Source organism: Fructilactobacillus sp. X2R6C1 (assembly GCF_059901295.1).
On sequence record NZ_JBWXUZ010000006.1, the window covers coordinates 37,188 to 57,527 of the forward strand.

23 protein-coding genes, 1 other RNA gene and 1 other annotated feature are annotated in these 20,340 nt (G+C 39.2%); of the genes, 4 read left to right on the top strand and 20 right to left on the bottom strand.

Going from position 1 to position 20,340, the window contains the following annotated elements:
• Nucleotides 1-32 precede the first annotated feature (32 nt).
• From recR to AC6UDF_RS06895, 6 genes are all read right to left on the bottom strand, one after another.
• Nucleotides 33-632 (bottom strand): recombination mediator RecR, encoded by a 600-nt coding sequence (recR, locus tag AC6UDF_RS06870; protein WP_500694465.1) that lies wholly within the window; start codon nucleotides 630-632, stop codon nucleotides 33-35.
• A gap of 14 nt (nucleotides 633-646) precedes the next feature.
• Nucleotides 647-964, bottom strand: coding sequence for a YbaB/EbfC family nucleoid-associated protein (locus AC6UDF_RS06875; protein WP_500694501.1), 318 nt, complete (start codon nucleotides 962-964; stop codon nucleotides 647-649).
• Between the two features lie 14 nt (nucleotides 965-978).
• Entirely contained in the window at nucleotides 979-2,778 is a 1,800-nt protein-coding gene (gene dnaX / locus AC6UDF_RS06880; protein ID WP_500694466.1) for a DNA polymerase III subunit gamma/tau, read from the bottom strand.
• A gap of 132 nt (nucleotides 2,779-2,910) precedes the next feature.
• An RNA gene (gene ffs / locus AC6UDF_RS06885) (signal recognition particle sRNA small type) lies at nucleotides 2,911-2,997 on the bottom strand.
• A 50-nt stretch (nucleotides 2,998-3,047) separates the two neighbouring features.
• A complete protein-coding gene (gene tadA, locus AC6UDF_RS06890; protein ID WP_500694467.1) occupies nucleotides 3,048-3,509 on the bottom strand; it encodes a tRNA adenosine(34) deaminase TadA in 462 nt (153 codons plus the stop codon).
• The gene (locus AC6UDF_RS06895) at nucleotides 3,502-4,116 is read right to left on the bottom strand and encodes a class I SAM-dependent methyltransferase (protein ID WP_500724161.1); all 615 of its coding nucleotides are present in this window, start codon (nucleotides 4,114-4,116) and stop codon (nucleotides 3,502-3,504) included. Before AC6UDF_RS06895 ends, tadA begins: the two co-directional genes overlap by 8 nt.
• 159 nt (nucleotides 4,117-4,275) lie before the next feature.
• Between AC6UDF_RS06895 and nrdH the strand changes: the two genes are divergently transcribed.
• The 3 genes from nrdH to nrdF all read left to right on the top strand — a co-directional run bounded on the left by nrdH (nucleotide 4,276) and on the right by nrdF (nucleotide 7,776).
• The gene (gene nrdH / locus AC6UDF_RS06900) at nucleotides 4,276-4,506 is read left to right on the top strand and encodes a glutaredoxin-like protein NrdH (RefSeq protein WP_500694469.1); all 231 of its coding nucleotides are present in this window, start codon (nucleotides 4,276-4,278) and stop codon (nucleotides 4,504-4,506) included.
• A 79-nt stretch (nucleotides 4,507-4,585) separates the two neighbouring features.
• Complete coding sequence (gene nrdE, locus AC6UDF_RS06905) at nucleotides 4,586-6,751, top strand: class 1b ribonucleoside-diphosphate reductase subunit alpha (protein WP_500694470.1); 2,166 nt, start codon at nucleotides 4,586-4,588, stop codon at nucleotides 6,749-6,751.
• Between the two features lie 17 nt (nucleotides 6,752-6,768).
• Nucleotides 6,769-7,776 carry a class 1b ribonucleoside-diphosphate reductase subunit beta gene (gene nrdF, locus AC6UDF_RS06910; protein WP_500694471.1) on the top strand — a complete coding sequence of 336 codons (1,008 nt, stop codon included), beginning with the start codon at nucleotides 6,769-6,771 and terminating at the stop codon, nucleotides 7,774-7,776.
• Between the two features lie 47 nt (nucleotides 7,777-7,823).
• Here nrdF and mprF read toward each other — a convergent pair whose 3' ends face one another.
• The 14 genes from mprF to AC6UDF_RS06980 form a co-directional block, all read right to left on the bottom strand.
• Nucleotides 7,824-10,409 (bottom strand): bifunctional lysylphosphatidylglycerol flippase/synthetase MprF, encoded by a 2,586-nt coding sequence (gene mprF, locus AC6UDF_RS06915; protein ID WP_500724163.1) that lies wholly within the window; start codon nucleotides 10,407-10,409, stop codon nucleotides 7,824-7,826.
• 124 nt (nucleotides 10,410-10,533) lie between these two features.
• Nucleotides 10,534-10,899, bottom strand: coding sequence for a 50S ribosomal protein L7/L12 (gene rplL / locus AC6UDF_RS06920; protein ID WP_500694473.1), 366 nt, complete (start codon nucleotides 10,897-10,899; stop codon nucleotides 10,534-10,536).
• A gap of 38 nt (nucleotides 10,900-10,937) precedes the next feature.
• On the bottom strand, nucleotides 10,938-11,456 hold the full coding sequence (rplJ, locus tag AC6UDF_RS06925) for a 50S ribosomal protein L10 (protein ID WP_500694474.1): 519 nt from the start codon (nucleotides 11,454-11,456) through the stop codon (nucleotides 10,938-10,940).
• Between the two features lie 26 nt (nucleotides 11,457-11,482).
• Nucleotides 11,483-11,599: a sequence feature (ribosomal protein L10 leader region), on the bottom strand.
• Between the two features lie 56 nt (nucleotides 11,600-11,655).
• The gene (gene rplA, locus AC6UDF_RS06930; RefSeq protein WP_500696148.1) at nucleotides 11,656-12,348 is read right to left on the bottom strand and encodes a 50S ribosomal protein L1; all 693 of its coding nucleotides are present in this window, start codon (nucleotides 12,346-12,348) and stop codon (nucleotides 11,656-11,658) included.
• A gap of 91 nt (nucleotides 12,349-12,439) precedes the next feature.
• Entirely contained in the window at nucleotides 12,440-12,865 is a 426-nt protein-coding gene (gene rplK, locus AC6UDF_RS06935; RefSeq protein WP_010021774.1) for a 50S ribosomal protein L11, read from the bottom strand.
• Nucleotides 12,866-12,989: 124 nt separating this feature from the next.
• Nucleotides 12,990-13,550: a transcription termination/antitermination protein NusG gene (nusG, locus tag AC6UDF_RS06940; RefSeq protein ID WP_500696800.1), complete on the bottom strand. Its 561-nt coding sequence runs from the start codon at nucleotides 13,548-13,550 to the stop codon at nucleotides 12,990-12,992.
• 102 nt (nucleotides 13,551-13,652) lie between these two features.
• Nucleotides 13,653-13,832, bottom strand: coding sequence for a preprotein translocase subunit SecE (gene secE, locus AC6UDF_RS06945; protein WP_500694477.1), 180 nt, complete (start codon nucleotides 13,830-13,832; stop codon nucleotides 13,653-13,655).
• 14 nt (nucleotides 13,833-13,846) lie between these two features.
• A complete protein-coding gene (gene rpmG, locus AC6UDF_RS06950; protein WP_500694478.1) occupies nucleotides 13,847-13,996 on the bottom strand; it encodes a 50S ribosomal protein L33 in 150 nt (49 codons plus the stop codon).
• 48 nt (nucleotides 13,997-14,044) lie between these two features.
• Nucleotides 14,045-14,626, bottom strand: coding sequence for a sigma-70 family RNA polymerase sigma factor (locus AC6UDF_RS06955; protein ID WP_500709496.1), 582 nt, complete (start codon nucleotides 14,624-14,626; stop codon nucleotides 14,045-14,047).
• A 192-nt stretch (nucleotides 14,627-14,818) separates the two neighbouring features.
• Complete coding sequence (gene rlmB, locus AC6UDF_RS06960; protein WP_500701487.1) at nucleotides 14,819-15,571, bottom strand: 23S rRNA (guanosine(2251)-2'-O)-methyltransferase RlmB; 753 nt, start codon at nucleotides 15,569-15,571, stop codon at nucleotides 14,819-14,821.
• Nucleotides 15,561-15,986, bottom strand: a complete 426-nt coding sequence (locus AC6UDF_RS06965; RefSeq protein ID WP_500696797.1) for a Mini-ribonuclease 3 — start codon at nucleotides 15,984-15,986, stop codon at nucleotides 15,561-15,563. Before AC6UDF_RS06965 ends, rlmB begins: the two co-directional genes overlap by 11 nt.
• 4 nt (nucleotides 15,987-15,990) lie before the next feature.
• Nucleotides 15,991-17,400, bottom strand: coding sequence for a cysteine--tRNA ligase (gene cysS / locus AC6UDF_RS06970; protein WP_500724165.1), 1,410 nt, complete (start codon nucleotides 17,398-17,400; stop codon nucleotides 15,991-15,993).
• Between the two features lie 87 nt (nucleotides 17,401-17,487).
• Nucleotides 17,488-18,870, bottom strand: a complete 1,383-nt coding sequence (gene radA, locus AC6UDF_RS06975; protein ID WP_500699878.1) for a DNA repair protein RadA — start codon at nucleotides 18,868-18,870, stop codon at nucleotides 17,488-17,490.
• A gap of 15 nt (nucleotides 18,871-18,885) precedes the next feature.
• Nucleotides 18,886-19,422: a dCTP deaminase/dUTPase family protein gene (locus AC6UDF_RS06980; protein WP_500699879.1), complete on the bottom strand. Its 537-nt coding sequence runs from the start codon at nucleotides 19,420-19,422 to the stop codon at nucleotides 18,886-18,888.
• Between the two features lie 157 nt (nucleotides 19,423-19,579).
• Here AC6UDF_RS06980 and rpiA point away from each other — a divergent pair, with 157 nt between their 5' ends.
• Nucleotides 19,580-20,269 carry a ribose-5-phosphate isomerase RpiA gene (gene rpiA / locus AC6UDF_RS06985; RefSeq protein ID WP_500696793.1) on the top strand — a complete coding sequence of 230 codons (690 nt, stop codon included), beginning with the start codon at nucleotides 19,580-19,582 and terminating at the stop codon, nucleotides 20,267-20,269.
• The last annotated feature ends 71 nt before the right edge of the window (nucleotides 20,270-20,340 follow it).

The window sequence follows — 20,340 nt, forward strand, 5'->3', positions numbered from 1 at the left end:
TATATCTAAATAACGAAAACATCGTTCATCCCTCACATTTCGGTGCGTCCAGAAACTGCCTTTGAAAGGGTCATCTCATCTGCATATTCGATGTCACTTCCGACTGACAGTCCATGAGACAATCTGGTAACTTTAATGCCTGCTGGCTTAATTAACTTTGCCAAATACATTGCCGTTGCTTCTCCCTCGGGAGTGGCATTAGTAGCAATGATGACTTCTTTAACTTCTTCGTTTTTTTGCAGTCGTTTGATTAAAGAGCTGATATTGATGTCTTCAGGACCCTTCCCCTCAATTGGGGAAAGCACTCCGTGTAAAACGTGATAAAGACCATTATAATCCTTCATTTTTTCCATCGTCATCACATCTTTAGACTGTTCCACTACCATAATCTTACTTTGATCACGACTTTCATCGGTACAGATCTCACAGGGATCGGTCTCGGTGATATTGCCGCAAATTGAACAAAAACGCAAATCATTCTTAGTTGAAGTTAAGGCATCCGCAAAGTTTTTTACATCGGTTTTATTCATATCAACCGTATAAAACGCCAATCTAGTAGCGGTCTTTCTGCCAATTCCTGGCAAATGCATGTAACTATCGATTAGCTTAGCAATTGGTTCTGGGTATTGCATTTAAATCCCTTCTTCTACATACCTGGAATATTCATTCCCTTGGTATACTTCCCCATCTTATCTTGAGTGGTCTTTTCAATCTGTGAAAGTGCATCGTTAACCGCACTGATCACTAGATCTGAGAGCATGTCTGGATCATCTGGATCAATGGCCTCTGGTTTGACGTTCATATCCTTCATCTTGCGATCACCAGTAAAGGTAACGGTCACTATATCTTCTGGAGCTTTTCCAGTGAATTCACTCTTCTCAATTTCTTCTTGTTCATTTTGCATTTGTTGTTGCATCTTACGAGCTTTTTGCATCATCTTTCCCATGTTCATTCCGTTCATAATTATTCTCCTTTTAATTAATCATCTTTAACATCAATTATATCATCACCAAACATCTGCTTGGCAGTATTAACCGAATCATTGTTATCTTTATCTTTGGTCGTTTCAGTTTGTTCTTGCTTTTCGTAAGCTTCGTTCGTATTAGAAGTCGCTTTTTCTGACTTGGGGGTTGACTGAATTTTTTCATTATGAGACCGGTGATTTTTAAGGTAGTCACTTCTAAGTTGTGGCCATTCATCATTTGGTACAAACACAACCGTTGGAACAAATCCTAAAATACGATCAAGGCCATTTTGAAGTGCATCCATCAAATCACCATCGGTTCCAGCCTTCTGATACAAAAAGCCATAATCAAAGGCAACAACAACTCCCTTATCACTCGCAGCAACTGGGTTTGAGACATGCATCACGGCTCGTTGCGTGACCGACAACGACTGAAGTAATTCCTGCCAGATATCCTGATAAGTAGTCAGATCTTTTCTAGTGGCCTTTTCTAGGATATCGTAAACTTTCGTCAAATTAACTCGGACCTGTTTGGTGGAATCATAATGAGAGGAATCAGCGATTGGCTTAGATTTAGTTGATTTAGGTTGCTTATCATCATCAGTTGACGTTGACCCATTGCCCAGTTCCGACTTTAACTCACTAACTTGATTTTGCAGCTCAGACAGTTGCTTTTTTAAAACTTTCGTATCCTTATCATCGCTTTTTGATTCGTTATCTGGGTCACTTTCTTTTTGATTTGCCAGTTTAACCGTTAAAATATCCAAATAAACATCGGGATGAGAAGAATAACGCATTTGATTTTGAACGTCACTCATAATTTCAACGTAATGATATATTAAATTACTATCCACCTTATCAGCAATCGCCTTAAAATTGTCGCCTAAAAGTCCAAGTTCGCTCTTTTGGACCATTTCTGGATCCTGATGATATAACAAAATATTCTGACAATAATCAATTAAGTCCTCAATAAACTGATTAGCATCTTTGCCGTCATCAAGAATTTCTTGAACCATTTTTAAACCCGTCGAAACGTCTGAATTAAAAACGGCCTCAAAGTACGACTGAATTCGATCCCTGGTGACACTGCCAGTGACTGACAAGGCACTTTCATATGTCACCTTATCATTACTGTAGGAAAGAGCTTGGTCAAGGATACTAAGTGCATCACGCATTCCACCCTCAGCACTTTTAGCGATTACCTTTAGCGCCTTGTCATCGTACTCAATGCCCTTTTTTGAAAGGATGTATTCCATTCGTTGCAGGATATCACTAGCCTTGATTCGCTTGAAATCAAAACGTTGTGTTCGTGAAATGATGGTAGCAGGAATCTTTTGGGGTTCAGTGGTAGCCAATATGAAAATGACGTGCTCCGGCGGCTCTTCTAGTGTTTTAAGCAAGGCATTAAAGGCCCCCGTCGACAACATATGCACTTCATCAATGATATAAACTTTATATTTACCTTCCGTTGGGGAATACTTCGCCTTATCGCGAATATTTCTGATCTCTTCGACCCCATTATTAGAAGCAGCATCAATTTCAATGACATCATTAAACGCACCCTTATTAATTGCTAAGCACGTTTCACACTCATTACAGGGTTCTCCATCCTTTAAATTAGGACAGTTAACCGCTTTAGCCAAAATTTTAGCGGCGGAAGTTTTTCCCGTTCCACGGGGACCTGTAAATAAATACGCATGACTAATCTGGTTAGTTATCAATGCGTTTTTTAAAGTCTGAGTAATAACCGGCTGCCCGACAATTTCATCAAATCTTTGTGGACGCCAGGTCCGATATAGTGCTTGATAACTCATGAAATGCTTCCTTTCACTGAAAATTGATACCATTAATTATTATATCTTGAAAATTGACGAAATGCTAATAACTTTAAACGACAATTTGTCCAAAAAAAATCTCCCAGTCAAACGACTAGGAGTTTAATTTCTAAAAACGAGAAGCACAAGGCAAAAGATACTTAGTGCTGCTTCCTTCCGGACCTGACACGGTTCGTAAGTCTGCCCTTGCTTCAGGGCCTTACGGCATTAATTATCATAACCGAAAAATCCACAAATGTCTAGGAATATTACCGTGATTTGCGTTTATCTTTAAAGAATTTCTTCATCATATTACCAGATTGGGTGGCTTTCAATCCACTTGTAACTTGAACCTGATGGTTTTGTCTTGAATCATTCAGGGTATGATAAAGACTTTCAACGGCTCCTGCTTTCTCATTTTTTGCTCCATATACTAATCTTTTAATCCTGGTATTAATAATCGCACCAGCACACATTAAACAAGGCTCAACCGTCACGTACATCTCACAATCATTTAAACGCCAACTCTTTAAATTGATACACGCTTCTTCAATCGCAATGATTTCAGCATGCTCGGTTCCAATCTCCGTGTGTTCACGCAGATTATGTCCCTTCCCAACAATTTGACCGTCCTTAACGATTAATGCTCCAATCGGTACTTCACCAATGACGTAAGCATGGTTAGCTTCATTTAAAGCTTGGTCCATAAAATACGCATCATTTTCATTCATTTATGACTTCCTTTCTACTCTTTAAAATGTAATATCCCTTATCACGTTTAACGATTTGTACGTTACCAAAAACCCTATTCATTAATTTTTTAGCCGAGGGTGCTCCCTGCTTCTTTTGTAAAACCACCGTCAACGTTCCATCATTAACCAGGTGGTCATAAGAACCCGTAATCATTTCATCGACAACTTTTTTTCCGGCACGAACGGGGGGATTAGTTACAATGCCCGCATACTTTTGGGAAATATTCTGATACCCATCAGAAACAAAGATATCTACGTTATCAATCTGATTGAGATCCGCATTCTGTTTAGCCAGTTTTAACGCTAAATTATTGACGTCTACCATAGTAAAATGCCGTTCTGGATTTGTCTTGGCCAAAAACAGACCAATCGGGCCGTAACCACATCCCATGTCTAAGATTGCTCCCTGAGGCATTTCATTAACATCGACATTATTAATCAAAACCCGCGAACCATAATCCACGGTATTTTTAGAAAACACACCGTTGTCTGTCACAAAACTTAGCGTGGTTTTAAGTAAAGAAAAGTTCCAATGCTTTTCCTCATGTTTAACATCAGGATTTGCGGTATAATAAAAGTCGTTCAAAATTAATCACATCCTAAAAAAATAATATTTAAACCATAAGCACTATATATAGCGTCTAATTCCTATCAATTTCACTATATATGGTGTTTTTTTCTGTTGAAAATTTCACTTTTTGAGAGTAAACTCATCAAGTGAAAGATATCAAGGAGATGAAACAAAATGAAAAAAATTACTGTATTTACCAAGAACAATTGTATCCAATGCAAGATGACAAAACGTTTCCTTAGCGAACACAACGTTGACTTCGTTGAAAAAAACACATCCGAAAATCCGGAATACGTCGCTTACCTGAAGGGTGAAGGCTTTCAAGCTGTTCCAGTTGTTGAGAGTCAAGCACTTGAAGCATTTAGTGGGTTTCAACCTGACCAATTAAAGAAACTAGTTGGTTAAATTTTTCATATTTATAGTATAATACAAAACCAACGTTTCAGATATTTCGTACGACACGATTAAGGGAGAGTAATCCAATATGTCTTTAAAAGATTTGCACGATGTTACGTATTACGAACTAAATAATGAAATTAATATCCCTGTCGATGGCAGAATCCAATTGGAAAAAGATCAGGAAGCTTTAAAAGCCTTTTTCAAAGAAAACGTTAATCCAAATACCGTTAAGTTTGATTCTTTAAAAGATCGTTTTGATTATCTAATTAAGCATAATTACATTGAAGAGGATTTTGTAAATAAATATCCTTTTTCATTCATTGAAAAATTATACAAGTATTTGGAAAAACAAGATTTTCACTTCAAATCATTTATGGCTGCATACAAGTTTTATGCTCAATACGCCATGAAAACTGATGACAATTCCATGTACTTAGAAAGCTACATAGACAGAACCGCAATGAACGCCTTGTTTCTTGCTGATGGCGATCAAAAGCTTGCCATGGATCTTGCTGATGAATTAATTCATCAACGCTTTCAACCAGCTACTCCAACTTTTTTAAATGCTGGAAAGAAACGTCGGGGGGAGTTGATTTCGTGTTTTCTACTTCAAACCACCGATAACATGAATACCATCGGTCGTACCATTAATTCGGCCCTTCAATTATCCAAAATTGGTGGTGGAGTTGGGATCAACCTTTCTAACCTTAGAGCGGCCGGCGACCCTATTAAACACATTCAAGGAGCAGCTAGCGGCGTTCTTCCAGTAATGAAGTTACTAGAGGATAGTTTTACCTATTCTAATCAATTAGGCCAAAGAAACGGTGCTGGGGTTGTTTATTTAAGTGTCTTCCATCCCGACATCATCGAGTTCTTAGGGGTTAAAAAGGAAAATGCCGACGAAAAAATTCGGGTTAACACTCTTTCCCTGGGTGTAGTTGTCCCAGATAAATTCTATGAACTAGCTAAAAACAATGAAGATATGTACTTATTTAGTCCGTACGACGTTGAACGTGAGTATGGCGTTCCCTTTTCTTACGTCGATATCACTAAAGAATACGACAACATGGTCAACAACAAGAATATTCGCAAAAAGAAGATCAGGGCACGTGAACTAGAAACAGAAATTGGTAAGTTACAACAAGAGTCCGGCTACCCATACATTATCAATATCGACACCGCCAATCGCGATAATCCAGTTGATGGAAAAATCGTCATGAGTAACTTATGTACTGAAATTATGCAAGTCCAAACCCCATCAATTGTTGATGATGAACAAAATTACGAACAGCTTGGAACCGATGTTTCTTGTAATTTAGGGTCAACGAACGTTGTCAATTTGATGGCTTCTCCCGACTTCGGTAAATCAGTCGAAGCCATGGTCAAAGCTCTAACTTTTGTGACCGATCATTCATCAATTAACGTTGTTCCATCAGTCAGACGTGGCAATGAATTAAGTCACTCAATTGGTTTAGGAGCTATGGGTCTTCACTCTTATTTTGCTAAAAATCATATGTATTATGGTTCAAAAGAATCCATTGAATTTACCAGCACCTATTTCATGTTATTAAATTACTGGACCTTAAAGGCCTCAAATCAAATGGCCAAGGATCGCGGTAAGGTCTTTCATAACTTCGACAAGAGTAAGTACGCTGACGGTTCTTATTTTGATCAATACGTAAATAAAAGTTGGGCGCCAACTTCCAAAAAAGTCAAGTCATTGTTTGATGGCGTCTTTATTCCAACTGAAAAAGATTGGGAAGATTTAAAGAAGTCAATCATGGAATATGGTTTGTACCATCAAAACCGAATGGCAGTTGCTCCAAACGGTTCCACCGCTTACATCGGTGATGCTACCGCTAGTCTGCACCCGATTGTTCAAAAAATTGAAGCCAGACAAGAGTCCAAAATCGGAACAATTTACTATCCGGCCCCCTACCTTTCTAATGACACCATTCCTTACTACGAATCAGCTTACGACACGGACATGCGAAAGGTGATTGACGTTTACGCCGCCGCTCAAAAACACGTCGATCAGGGAATGAGTTTGACTCTCTTCATGCGCTCAACCATTCCTGAAGGGCTATACGAATGGAAAGACAGTCGAAGTAACAAAATGTCCACCAGAGATTTAACGATCCTTCGCAATTACGCCTACAAAAAGGGAATTAAATCGCTCTACTATGTTCGGACATTTACCGATGACAACACTGAAGTTGGTGCTAACGAGTGTGAAAGCTGTGTAATTTAATCTTTAGGAGGGAATTTATGGACATTAATAAAGTTTTAACCGGAAAGTTACAGGGAAACTACAAGGCCATTAATTGGAATTCCATTGGCGACGAGATTGATAAAGCCACCTGGGAAAAACTAACCGAACAGTTCTGGCTTGATACCAGAATTCCTTTGTCAAATGATTTAAAGGATTGGCGTTCGCTTGACGATGATCATAAATGGATTGTTGGTCACGTTTTTGGTGGCTTAACTTTACTGGATACCTTACAGTCTCAAGACGGAATGGCCGCCCTTAGAAATGATGCTGTTACCCAACATGAAATTGCGGTTTTAAATAACATTCAGTTTATGGAATCCGTTCACGCCAAAAGCTATTCATCCATTTTTTCAACTTTAAACACCCCTGATGAAATTGATGAAATCTTTCATTGGAGTGATACAGAAGAATTCCTCCAAAACAAAACGAAAAAGATCTATTCGTTATACCATGACGATGGTCATCCATTAAAAAAGAAAATTTCTAGTGTGTTCCTTGAAACTTTTCTTTTCTACTCTGGATTCTATACTCCCATCTGGTACCTCGGTCATAACGAGCTTCCAAACGTTGCTGAAATCATTAAATTAATTATTCGTGACGAATCGGTCCACGGAACATACATTGGCTATAAATTCCAAGTTCAGTTCAACCAATTAGGTGAAAATGAACAAAATGATTTAAAGGATTGGATGTATAACTTCTTGTACGACCTTTATCAAAATGAGGAAAAGTACACCCATTTGCTTTACGACCAAGTGGGATGGTCTGAAGATGTTTTAACTTTCATTAGATATAACGCCAATAAGGCCCTCATGAATCTAGGACAAGATCCAATGTTCCCTGATACTGAAGCAGACGTTAACCCAATCGTTATGAACGGAATCTCCACCGCTACGGTCAATCATGACTTCTTCTCCCAAGTCGGTAACGGTTATCGACTTGGTAACGTTGAAGCAATGAGCGATTCCGACTACGATATTGGTAATAAAAAGAACCCAAAATAATTGTTCAACTAAAAAGAGGTTTCAGAATTAATTCTGAAACCTCTTTTTTATGGCATATTTTCTTCAACATTTTCAATCGTGGGACGTTCACTAACCACCGATAAGAGCTGTAGCATCGTGAATACCAATGAATTATCCTTACGGTATACGAAGTACTTAGACACCCAGTTATCGACGTATTTCTGCTTATAAGACCGCAATCCTTGAAAGCTATAGAACGCATCACCATACTGATAAATTAAGTGAGCAATTTTTTCGTTAATAAAACTAAATTTTGATTCACCCACATTAGCTAGGGGTGCCATTCCTAAGTTAAACCACTTGTAACCCTCATCCTTTGAATACCTGAAGAGATGAATGAAGATTCCATCCATAATTCCAGACGGAGCATCATTTCCCGACCGCATTAAGTCAACCGAAGTCATCACTCGATCACCCGTTGGCATGATGTTAGCAAAAGCTACAATCGCATCATTTTTATCGCGAATGACCGCAATTGGAGCCTGGTTTAAGTAATATGGATCAAAGAAGCCCAGAGAGAAGCCCTTTTCATCACGTCCATTGAGCCACTCATCAGAAATTCGTTTAAATTCACCCATCTGTTCTTTAGAAAATGGTGGATCTAAAACCTCAAAATGATAGCCTTCCCGATCGAACTTGTGCATTAACGCCCGTTCACCTCGATGTCGCTTACCGGTAAGCGAAAAATCCGTTAAATCAACGTGACCTTCCTCTCCAGCTTTAATAAAGTCAAAGCCTTTTTCGTGAAGTAGCATTGTTAGTGATTCTCCAACTTCGTAAAATACCAGGGAGAAATCGGCTTTATCAGCATCACTCATGAACTGGTCAATCGCTGGATCTAATTTATCCTGATTTCCAATTGGTTCACCCATCACAATTAACTTATTCGCCTTCTGTTTATACATGAAAATGACTTCGTCTTCACTATCTTCAGCATAGAAGTAAACCTTTTTATCACGCAAGAAGACTAAGTGACTAACTTCGTTTCCACCAAATTTGCGAATAACATTGCGAATTCTAACTTCATCAAAGGGTTGATTCAACCATGGGATGCGAGCGTACGTTAAGTACTTGTACAACATAAACAGGATAATAAAGGCAATGATAATGCCCACAAATCCGGTTAACCAGACCTGTTCAGATGGTAAAAGATACACATTCATCATTTTGATGGGAGCGTGTCTACTAGACAAGTTATGATTACTCATGTAGATTCCGATGATGGAATACATTAAGAAAGTTCCAATAAAAATGATGCCGTCAAAAATTGCATTTCCCCACGAGTACGTGAGTTTTTGCCGATACATGCCCTTTCTTGATAACCACAAACAAATAATGATAAATCCTAACAGTAACGTTAGTTTTAGTGGAAAGTCCTCTTTCCACAGGGTGTTAGCAATGGCAAACAACAAAATGATAACGGTCGGCCAGAAAGCTTTGTGGACTCTTGATCCTACCCCACGTGCTAATCCAATTAGTAAAATTCCAATAATCACGTTCGACAACTGTCCTAAAAAGAACAGCGTGTATGGTGCCAGTGATAAATAGAGTGGATTAACAAGAGCCAAATTAGGAATAGTCGCATACAAAATCATCATGATTCCCGAAAAGTACATAAAAATCGTAATGATCAACTGAGCCGACCTGTGAACAATCGTTTTCGGAATATCATCCAGAAAATTGTTAATTCGTGCTCCCATTTCGTGGAAAAAGAGAAAGGCCCCCACGAAAAACGGGAGAAAATAGTAGAAAATTCGGTACAATAGCACCCACACGGCAGCAATTGTCGGTGACACCCCAAGTAAACTCAGGCTACCAATCATCATCGTATCAAACGACCCAAGACCACCCGGAAGCATTGAGACAACTCCAAAAACATTAGCAGCAATAAAAATGGGGAAAACGTCCCAAAGGTTAATGTTAAGTTTCATGAAGTATCCAATAATTAAAAACAACATGGCACAGCTCCCCCATTCGAGGCAGGAACCGAGGATCAGTTGAAACTCCCGTTTTAAGGTCAAATCACTAAAAAACTCAGAATTACTGAATCTAGTAACTAGGAAAATCACTGGAAAATAAACTCCTCCACCTACTAACCAAATCCAATCCTTTGCATACTGATATCCAATGCCAAATCCAAAGATCAAAACTAACGAAACCAAACAATAGGTGGAAAGTCCTGCCAGTAAGAACAAGGCAATCTTAGAAATGGCATATAATACCTGTTTCTTACTAGCATTTTTACTGTAAAACATGGCTCTCAAACTAGCACCAAGAAAGCCACCAAACCCAGCAATATTAGTAAATGTGTTAACGATCCACCCGCTCTTGACGATGTAGGACGGTTTAAACTTGCCAGGCAGAAACTCCGTAATGGTAAAATCATATATTAACATTGGTAACACAGCCACAAATCCTAAAATCGTTAAAATAATTAACGTTGTTGGTGACTGTGACGCAAGGCTCGCTCGCATTTCCTTTCCGTTAATCTCAGAAAGTACGTGGGTCGCCTCGTAAACAACAAACACAAGGACCAGGGTGACAAAAATCCCCTTAATCCAGGCAGAATATTTGTTATAGAAATCTATAACTTTATTTAATGCTTTTTTCAATTGTTAACCCCCAAAAAATCGGCTAACTTCATTCTCTCAATTTTTATGACATAAAACAACTTTATTTAAACAATATTAAGGCAAAAAAAAGAACGTGCTTTTGCACGTTCTTTTTAGTCATCGACTACTTAAGAGTTACAGTAGCACCAACGGCTTCAAGCTTGTCCTTGATGTCGTTAGCATCTGATTCTGAAGCGCCTTCTTTAATAGCTTTAGGAGCGCCATCAACTAAGTCTTTAGCGTCTTTCAAACCAAGACCAGTGATATCTCTAACTGCCTTGATAACCTTAATCTTTTCTTGACCTGCTTCAGTAAGTTCAACGTCGTATGAATCCTTAGCAGCACCTTCACCACCAGCAGCACCTGCAGCTGCAACTGGAGCAGCAGCAGAAACATCAAATTCATCTTCGATTGACTTAACCAAGTCGTTTAAATCAGTGATTGAAGCTTCTTTTAATTGAGCAATAATATTATCTTTATCAAAAGCCATTTTAATTTCCTCCTATTAGGACATTTAATCTATTTTTATTAAGCTGCATCACTATCGTCACCATTGTCATCTTTATCAACAACGGCATTAACAGCATAAGCAACCTTACGGATAGGATCTTTCAAGATGTTAGCAAGAGTTGAAAGCAATTCTTCACGGCTTGGTAGAGCAGCAAATTCATTGATTTCATCAAGTGAAGCGATCTTTCCTTCGATAATTCCACCCTTGATTTCAAGTTCAGGATTATCATCAGCGAAGTTCTTCAAAATCTTGGCTGGAGCAACTGGGTCTTCATCAGAAAATGCAATAGCAGTAGGTCCAACAAAAGTATCTTTCAAATCCTTAACGTCTGCTTTATCAGCAGCACGCTCTAAAATTTTATTTTTAATAACACTCATTGAGACATCATTATCACGCAATTGTTTACGTAAATCAGTATCTTGAGCAACACTTAAACCTCGGTAATCAACAACAATTGCTGATACAGCTTTTTGAAATTGGTCAGCAACTTCATCAACCTTTTTGGCTTTAGTATCAATAACTTCTTTTTTTGGCATATTATTTCACCTCCCAATGTATTTTGGGACTTAATAAAAAATCCCTATGTTCGCCAAAACATAGAGAAAGAGTGTATTACTCCTCGGCAGGCATAATTAAGGTCAAAAACCACCTGAGTCTTAGGCGAATCATATTCAACTAATAATCTATCATAATGATAAAAATTAGTCAATTAGGGATTATTTAATTAGTTAGTAACTAAAATGATTCAGGATCAACTGAGACACCAGGTCCCATTGTTGATGAAACTGAGATGTTACTAATGTAAGTTCCACGAACAGATGCTGGACGATTCTTAACAATCACATCGTTGATGGTGTTAAGGTTTTCGGCCAACTTGTCTGCGTCAAATGAATCTTTACCGATTGAAACTGCGACATTTCCATCACGATCAGTTCTGTAAGTAACCTTACCGGCCTTAGCATCAGAAACCGCTTTTGAAACATCCATGGTAACAGTTCCAGTCTTAGGGTTTGGCATTAATCCCTTAGGTCCAAGAACACGACCTAAACGACCAACTTGAGCCATCATGTCAGGAGTAGCAATTGCGACATCAAAGTCGAGCCATCCGTCTTGAATTTTTTGAGCTAAGTCGTCATCACCGACAAAATCGGCACCTGCGTTCTTAGCATCTTGAGCCTTTTCACCCTTGGCAAATACTACAACTGTTTGATCTTTACCAGTACCATTAGGTAAAACCACGGCACCACGTAATTGTTGATCAGCTTGTTTAGTATCAACGTTTAATTTATAAACAACTCTGATAGTGTCATCAAAGTTTACTGAATCTAATTTTTGAACTAATTCTACAGCATCTTGAGCAGCGTATTTTTTACTCTTGTCAATTTGCTTTGAAGCATCTTCGTACTTCTTACCTCTCTTACGAGCCATTGTGTCTTCCTCCTTGCAATTGTGGTTATAACGGAATTTCCTCCCACTAGCACATTATCTTTCGACATTGTGCTGTCCGGGCATAGTGAAATTAACCTTCAACGGTGAATCCCATACTACGTGCCGTACCTTCAACCATGCGCATAGCTGCTTCTACATCAGCTGCGTTTAGATCTTGCATTTTGGTTTCGGCAATCTGCTTAACTTGGTCTTTGGTAACTTTTGCGACCTTGTTAGTGTTAGGTTCACCGGAACCGTGTTCAACACCAGCGGCTTTCTTTAATAGGACAGCAGCTGGAGGGGTCTTGGTTACAAAGTCAAATGAACGATCTTCGTAAACAGTAATCACAACTGGAATCAGCATTCCTGCTTGATCAGCAGTACGTGCATTAAATTCCTTAGTGAATCCCATAATATTAATTCCAGCTTGACCTAAAGCAGGTCCAACTGGAGGAGCGGGTGTTGCTTTACCCGCAGGTATTTGTAGTTTAACTACATTAGCTACTTTTTTAGCCACGAGACATACCTCCTTAAGTCCGTGTGTGGTAAATGAAGATCAAAATTTCTTCTCCCACGTTAATTTATGCAATACGCATACTAGTTAAATATACCACGTTTATTGAAACGTGACAATGAATATTTTACTCAGAATCGGCTTCTAGGGGCTTAACTTGGTCAAATTCCAGTTCAGTACTAGTCTCTCTACCAAACATGTCAATATTAACCTTGAGTTTACCCTTAGTGTTGTCAATCTCAGTGATCTTGCCAGAAAGTCCCTTAAAGGCTCCCTCAACGATGGTAACCGTATCACCAACCCGGCTATCCAATGGTTTAACTCGCTTCTTTACCCCAATCGTTGACATAACGTTTTCAACCTCTTCGGGTAACAACGGATTGGGCTTTGAACCTTGACCGTGAGAACCAATAAATCCAGTCACTCCGGGAGTATTTCGAACGACATACCAGGCTCTATCAGTCATTACCATTTGAACCAGCACGTATCCTGGGAAGGTCTTGTTCATAACCACTTTCTCTTTACCGTTTTTAACCTCGTGTTCTTCGGTTTCTGGAACAACAATGTCAAAAATATAGTCTTCCATTCCCATGGATTCTTTTCTAGATTCAAGATTCATTTTAACTTTGTTTTCATAGCCAGAGTATGTATGTAATACATACCATTGCTTTTCTGCAGTCTCTACCACAATGATTATCTCCTTTAACTTAAAGCAAAATAAAAAAACCTCGCGTAAACGAAGTTCTTATCATCAAACTAACTATAACAGAAATTATCACACTAATCTAGTTTAGGCTAGTAACTTCAAAATGGTTTGAATTGCCCAATCAATTACACCAAGAAAGATTGCAAAAAAGATGGTAGTCCAGATAACGATTGAAGTATCGGTTCTAGTTTGCTTAGCGTTCGGCCAAACAACCACCTTCATCTCTGCAATAACGCTCTTAAAAAAGTTCCATAATCGTTTCATGTAAAATTCCCCTCTTAACGAGTTTCTCGGTGCAACGTATATTTTCCACAATGCTTACAAAATTTCTTTACTTCCAATCGTTTGACGCGATTCGGATTGCTGGAAATGGTGTAGTTTCTTGAACCACATACAGAACAAGCTAATGCTACCTTTTTCTGTGCCATAAGCTGCACCTCCTTAATAACTAACTAATCGTATCATCAATTTCAACGTTAGTCAATTTTATTAAATCTATAGTACTTCTGCCGACAACGTGCAATCGCATTTTTCAACTTCACAACATTCACATCAGAAACCTGGGCCATTTTTTCAAACGAATAATTCTCAAGCGAACGAATAATCACCATTCTCTCAACTACTGAACTCCTTTTCATCAAGCCTTGTAAGTTCTCATACGTTGAAAGAACTCGTTCTGGACTGGCAGCATGAATATCGGCAATGGTATCAGAATAAAATTGAAAATACGCACTAAGAGAAGCTTTTTTAGAATCGGGCACGCGCTTTTGAGCTCGCTTTTTTCTTAAAATATCATATAAGCGGTTTTTTAAGTTAACTTTATAGTAACTGCCAAAGGTAACCTTACGACTGGCATCATACCTAATAATTGTTCGACTAAGCACAATGGCCGCTTCCTGTTTCCAATCTGAGAGTTCCATACCTGATAAGTAGAAATCGTTCCACAACTTTAGATAAATTGGCGCATATTTTTTAAACAATTTGATGAAACCGACATCGTTCTTTTTTGCATCCTCAACCATTTCTAATTCTTTAGCCCGTTTCTCTTCTTTATTCATCAATTGGCCCTCCTCTTAATCAATTAATTAACACTTAGTATCGTATCGAAACGAGTTGAGCTCAAACAAGCGAACAAACGTTCGATATGTGATATTATCTGCTAACCAATTTTTAATATCGAATTTACGATATTAAACGGCCCAATAAAAAAGAACAATGTGCTGGCATTGTTCTTTAGTTCAGTCATTTCATTATAAAGGATGGCGCGAGTTAAAACCTTGATACATAACTAATCCGGCAGCAACCGACGCATTCAAGCTCTGAATATCCCCCACCATTGGAATGGTAAGTGTTTCATCAACCTGTTTTTTAAGTAAAGGCGAAATCCCCTTACCTTCACTGCCAACGATAAGAGCACTCGGACTTTTAGCATCCCAGCGCCGATAATCAGTTCCTTTCATATCAGTACCAAAGACCCACAACCCACGTTCTTTTAATTCTTTAACGGTGTTGACCAAGTTAGTTACTCTGGCGACCGGAACACGTTCAATTGCCCCCGCAGAGGTTTTCGCTACCGTTGATGTTAATCCAACAGCACGACGCTTGGGAATGATCACCCCATGAACGCCGGCAGCATCTGCGGTTCTAATAATTGACCCCAAATTATGAGGATCGGCAATGTTATCCAGAACAATGAAGTATGGTGGTTCACCCTTTGATTCAGCATTTTTAAATAAATCATCAATCGATGCATAATTAAAGGATGCAATTGATAACATGACTCCCTGATGATTCTGGTGGTCTGACATCAAGTCTAACTTTTGCTTTGGCACCTTAGAAATTACTAAATGACGACCCTTGGCCAAACGAATAACCGCCTTAATGGTGTCATCTTCTTGACTGACTCCATTTTGTAAAAATACCTTGTTAATTTCTTGATTTTCATTGCGCAGTGCTGAGACTGCCGGGTGTCTCCCAATAATAAAATCTTCATTATCTCTCATACTCAACCCTCCCAGAATCAACTTGATCAATGCACCACTGCGCCAGTTCATTGAGTCTTTTATCTTGGCCACTAAGGGACAGGAAACCAAAGAGGGCTTCAAAGCCAGTGGAAATCCGATAGGTAACAACACTCGTATTCTTGGCGTGAGTATAGCTCTTGGCGTTACGTCCCCGTTTAAAAAAGTACTCTTCTTCATCACTTAAGATTGCATCCTGATTCATCAAAGCAATCAGTCCGGCCTGAGCCTTGGCTGACACATATTTAGTAGCAAAATGCTGCAATTGATTTGGCCTAGCGATGCCCTCGTCAATCAAATGCCGTCTCACGTATACCTCATAAACCGCATCACCTAAATAAGCTAGTACAATACCATTTAACTGTCGATATTGAATATTATCGTCCGCTTCACTCATTAAACTAATTTTCCCTTCTGAATCGGGTCCCCTGTGGTGTGTCTTCTAAAATAATACCCTTATTTTTTAATTCATCCCGAATTTCATCACTTCTAGCAAACTGCTTGTTAGCTCGCGCATCGTTTCTTTGCTTAATTAATTTCTTAACTTTGTCGTCATTTAACTCACTACTTTGTAGTTTAATTCCAAAGATAGCGGACAACTGTTCTAACCGTTTCATAAGTAACTTAATCGAATCCTTAAAAACCACTGGTCGTTCCGCATAAACGTTTCCAAGCTTAGCCAGCTCATAGACCTTGGCAATCCCATTTTGAACGTTAAAGTCATCATCCATGGCATCCTGAAAATCAGCCTGAATTTGACGAATCTCTTGGTCTAATTTCGGATCGTTATAAGGATCAGCGTCTTTTAACCGATAGTTCAAATTATCGTAAGCCGTCTGTATTTTTTGCAGATTGGTGGCAGCTTCATCAACTCCCTGCTGGCTAAAACGAATTGGACGGCGATACTGAGTGGTCGAAATGAGAAAACGCAAGGCTTGAGGATTATCTTTCTTAAGCAAATCATGAACCGTAACAAAGTTCCCTTTAGATTTGCTCATCTTCTCGTCTTCATCACCGACGGTCACAAAACCATTGTGAAGCCAGTAATTAACAAACTTTTGACCCGTTTTGGCCTCGCTCTGTGCCCGTTCATTTTCATGATGAGGGAACTCTAAATCAATCCCACCACCGTGAATGTCAAAGGTGTTACCAAGGTACTTAGTTGACATTACCGAGCACTCAATGTGCCAACCGGGACGGCCTTTTCCCCACGGAGAATCCCAGGAAATTTCGTCTGGTTTAGCTTTTTTCCAAAGTGCAAAATCAATCGGGTCTTCTTTTTGGGCTAATTCTTCACTTGAAACGTGCTCACTTGCACCACTCTCAAGGTCATCGATGTTTTCGTGTCCTAGTAAGCCATAAGATTTAAACTTACGAGCCCGATAGTAAACCGTCCCGTCAACGTTATAAGCATATCCCTTTTTAATTAAGTCAGAAACAAAGGTAATAATGTCCTTAATATTATCCGTGGCACGCGGATTCACGGTTGCAGGTTGCACGTTTAACGCTTTCGTATCTTCCATAAAAGCCTTAATGTATTTATCGGCTAATTTAGAAACCGTGGTTCCCTCTTTTTTGGCTTCGTTAATCATTTTATCATCAACATCGGTAAAATTAGACACATAATTCACCTTATAACCACAATATTCAAGATAACGACGAATGGTATCAAATGCCACTACACTTCGCGCATTGCCAATGTGAATATAGTTATAAACAGTTGGACCACAGACGTACATGTTAACCACACCCGGTGTGATTGGTTCAAACTTTTCTTTTTCATTTGTAAGTGAATTATAAACTTTTAACATGTCCAACCTCCTAATGATTGTTCAATATTAACATCATAATTAACCCTTCAGTTCATTATGAACTAGACCAATTGAAATGAAAATATTTTACTTTTTTAATGCTGTTTTGAGAGCTTCGGTAATGGTTGAAACTCCTATGACCTGAATATTTTTAGGTGGAGTCCATCCCTTTAGATTATATTTAGGAACCAATACGCGCTTAAAACCTAGTTTCTGGGCCTCAATAACGCGTTGCTCAATTCGATTGACCCTTCTAATCTCACCAGTCAAACCAAGTTCACCAATGTAACACTCTTTTGGATCGGTTCCAATATTCTCATAACTTGACGCAATGCTAATTGCCATTGCCAAATCAATGGCTGGTTCATTAAGTTTGACCCCACCAGCAGCTTTTAAATAAGCATCCTGGTTTTGTAACATCAATCCAGCCCGTTTCTCAAGAACCGCCATAATCAGTGAAACACGATTTCGATCCAGTCCAGACGCAGTTCTTTGCGCATTCCCAAAAACCGAGGGAACAATTAAGGCTTGAAGTTCAACCAGAATCGGACGAGTTCCTTCCATTGCTACCACAATTGCTGATCCGGTAGCGTTCTTCAAACGCTCCTCTAAAAAAATCTCAGATGGATTCTTGACTTCTTTTAGCCCATCTTCATCCATTTGAAAAATTCCGAGCTCATTCGTAGATCCAAATCGGTTTTTAACGGCGCGTAGTAATCGATAAGAATGATGTTTGTCCCCTTCAAAATAAAGAACGGTGTCAACCATGTGCTCTAAAGTCTTTGGGCCGGCAAGAGTACCACCCTTAGTAACGTGTCCCACCAAGAAAATGGTGATACCATTGGTTTTTGCGATGTTCATTAAATCCGAGGTAACGCCTCGAACCTGCGTAACAGACCCAATCGCAGACGGGATCTCATCTTCTTGCATGGTTTGAACGGAGTCAATGATAACGGTGTCCGGCTTCACTTCTTCAATTGCCTTCCTGATTGAAGTCATATCCGTTTCTGGATAAAGGTATAAGTTCCCTTTTTCAGAAACATTGAGGCGATCAGCTCTCATCTTAATTTGATCGGCACTCTCTTCTCCTGAGACGTACAGTACCTTTTGTCCTGAGGCTGCTAATTGACCGGAGACTTGGAGAAGTAACGTTGACTTACCAATCCCCGGATCACCACCGATTAGGACCAGTGAACCTGGAACCACGCCTCCGCCAAGCACCCGATTCAGTTCATTTGAATCAACCTGAATCCTCGGAGCACTTTCAGCGCTAACTTGTCTAATTAGCTGGGGTTGCGACTTAGTCCCGCTCAGTGAAACCCGACTCACGTTCGCCTTTTTGGTATCATTTTTTTGGACCGTTTGTTCAACCATCGTGTTCCATTCACCACAGTTAGGACAACGACCTAGATATCGTGGTGATATATATCCACAGTTGGAACAAACATATTGCGTTTTTGCTTTAGCCATTAAATCATTTCCTAACTATTTGCCAGAAGAACCAAATCCCCCATTTCGAGTCAGCTTTGGTCCCTCATCTTGATCCGCAAGTAAATAAGGCATAAAGATTCCTTGTCCAATTCGATCACCTTTTTTAATCTTACGGTCGACGATTCCAAAGTTTAGAATCTGGACAAAAATTTCACCCTCATTACTTTCATTATTGTAATAATCAGCGTCAATAACACCGATCCCGTTTGGAATTACCAAGTTTCGTTTTAAAGGATTACTTGAGCGATTCGCGATTATCAACACTTCATTTGGCTGCATGTAAGCCTTAATTCCCGTTGGAACCAAAAAGGGCTTTAAAGCATTCTCTGAATCCATGATGTCTTGTTGATCTAACTTTCTTCTAGCCTTAATGATACCAAATGACCGAATTAAACCAGTTTTCCAGATTGACGGAATAACCATGTCAACGGCACTGGCAAAGTCATATCCGGCAGCCTTTTCAGTTGCTCGTTTTGGCAAAGTCAAGCCGTCATTCTGATATTTTGAAACAATCTCAAAGCCTCTTTGCATCTTCTAATACCCCTTTATTCTCAAAAATTCCTACTATTATTTTACCAGTATTTCTTAAATTTTGACATTGCTTGACAAAATCATAAAGACCATTGAAAATTAATAATAGTGGTCAAGTTACTAAAAGTAACGACTTAATTTGAAGGGGAACAATCAAATGAATTCAGCAGATCAGCGAGAATTAAAGAAACACGTTGGAAAAGAAGCTGTTAAGCACGTTAAGGATGGGATGGTACTGGGTCTTGGATCTGGTACCACCATCAAGTACATGGTAGACGCACTGGGAGAGCGCATCAAAAATGAACATCTAGATATTATCGGTGTGCCCACTTCCAGTAAAACTAAGCGTCACGCGGAAAGCTTAGGCATCACTACTAAGGATGTTGACGAAGTCGACCACATTGATTTAACCATTGATGGGGCCGATCAAATTGACAAAAATTTTCAGGGAATTAAAGGCGGTGGAGCCGCTCACCTGATGGAAAAAATCGTTGCCATTAATTCTGATCGTAACATGTGGATTGTTGACGAAAGTAAGATGGTTAAAAAACTCAATTTTCCACTTCCGCTTGAAGTAATCCCTTATGGCAGTGGCCAACTATATCGTCGTCTCAATCGGATGGGACTTCATCCGAAATTTCGTCAAAGCACGAATGGAGGGAAATTAACAACCGATTCTGGTGACTACATTATTGACTTAGGCTTACCTGAAATCACGACTCCCGTTCAACTGGGCAAAAAACTTGATAGTATGACAGGAATTGTGGAACATGGGCTGTTCTTGAACATCGTAAATACCATTATCGTAGAACATCCCGACGGACCGGAAACAATTGAAGCTCGCTAATGATTTAACCGACCCAAAAATAACTACGCAACTATCATCAAAATCTAAATAACAAAAGGACGAAAACTTTG

Coding starts and splice junctions, on each gene's coding strand:
- recR (WP_500694465.1), bottom strand. CDS start 632: ATGCAATACCCAGAACCAATTGCTAAGCTAATCGATAGTTACATGCAT.
- dnaX (WP_500694466.1), bottom strand. CDS start 2,778: ATGAGTTATCAAGCACTATATCGGACCTGGCGTCCACAAAGATTTGAT.
- tadA (WP_500694467.1), bottom strand. CDS start 3,509: ATGAATGAAAATGATGCGTATTTTATGGACCAAGCTTTAAATGAAGCT.
- nrdH (WP_500694469.1), top strand. CDS start 4,276: ATGAAAAAAATTACTGTATTTACCAAGAACAATTGTATCCAATGCAAG.
- nrdE (WP_500694470.1), top strand. CDS start 4,586: ATGTCTTTAAAAGATTTGCACGATGTTACGTATTACGAACTAAATAAT.
- nrdF (WP_500694471.1), top strand. CDS start 6,769: ATGGACATTAATAAAGTTTTAACCGGAAAGTTACAGGGAAACTACAAG.
- rplL (WP_500694473.1), bottom strand. CDS start 10,899: ATGGCTTTTGATAAAGATAATATTATTGCTCAATTAAAAGAAGCTTCA.
- rplJ (WP_500694474.1), bottom strand. CDS start 11,456: ATGCCAAAAAAAGAAGTTATTGATACTAAAGCCAAAAAGGTTGATGAA.
- rplA (WP_500696148.1), bottom strand. CDS start 12,348: ATGGCTCGTAAGAGAGGTAAGAAGTACGAAGATGCTTCAAAGCAAATT.
- secE (WP_500694477.1), bottom strand. CDS start 13,832: ATGAAACGATTATGGAACTTTTTTAAGAGCGTTATTGCAGAGATGAAG.
- rpmG (WP_500694478.1), bottom strand. CDS start 13,996: ATGGCACAGAAAAAGGTAGCATTAGCTTGTTCTGTATGTGGTTCAAGA.
- AC6UDF_RS06955 (WP_500709496.1), bottom strand. CDS start 14,626: ATGAATAAAGAAGAGAAACGGGCTAAAGAATTAGAAATGGTTGAGGAT.
- rlmB (WP_500701487.1), bottom strand. CDS start 15,571: ATGAGAGATAATGAAGATTTTATTATTGGGAGACACCCGGCAGTCTCA.
- AC6UDF_RS06965 (WP_500696797.1), bottom strand. CDS start 15,986: ATGAGTGAAGCGGACGATAATATTCAATATCGACAGTTAAATGGTATT.
- cysS (WP_500724165.1), bottom strand. CDS start 17,400: ATGTTAAAAGTTTATAATTCACTTACAAATGAAAAAGAAAAGTTTGAA.
- radA (WP_500699878.1), bottom strand. CDS start 18,870: ATGGCTAAAGCAAAAACGCAATATGTTTGTTCCAACTGTGGATATATA.
- AC6UDF_RS06980 (WP_500699879.1), bottom strand. CDS start 19,422: ATGCAAAGAGGCTTTGAGATTGTTTCAAAATATCAGAATGACGGCTTG.
- rpiA (WP_500696793.1), top strand. CDS start 19,580: ATGAATTCAGCAGATCAGCGAGAATTAAAGAAACACGTTGGAAAAGAA.